This window comes from Citrobacter sp. TBCS-14, from assembly GCF_005280805.1.
Classification (GTDB): domain Bacteria; phylum Pseudomonadota; class Gammaproteobacteria; order Enterobacterales; family Enterobacteriaceae; genus Citrobacter; species Citrobacter gillenii.
Map to the genome: position 1 here is coordinate 1 of NZ_SZWM01001045.1, position 234 is coordinate 234.

1 protein-coding gene is annotated in these 234 nt (G+C 57.7%); it reads left to right on the forward strand.

The window, feature by feature from the left end; all coding sequences use genetic code 11:
* A partial coding sequence (locus tag FDX22_RS23860) for an efflux RND transporter permease subunit (protein ID WP_146717884.1) occupies positions 1–234 on the forward strand: 234 nt, incomplete at both ends.

A 234-nucleotide genomic window follows, 5' to 3' on the forward strand; every position in this document is an offset into this window, starting at 1 on the left:
GGCAGGCGTGGCTGCCGAATTTGGCGTGGTGATGCTGATGTACCTGCGCCACGCCATTGAAGCAGAGCCTGCGCTGGAAAACCCGCAAACCTTTACCGTAGATAAACTGGATGAGGCGTTGTACCACGGAGCGGTACTGCGTGTGCGTCCTAAAGCAATGACTGTCGCGGTCATCATTGCGGGTCTGCTGCCGATTTTATGGGGAACGGGAGCCGGGTCTGAAGTCATGAGCCG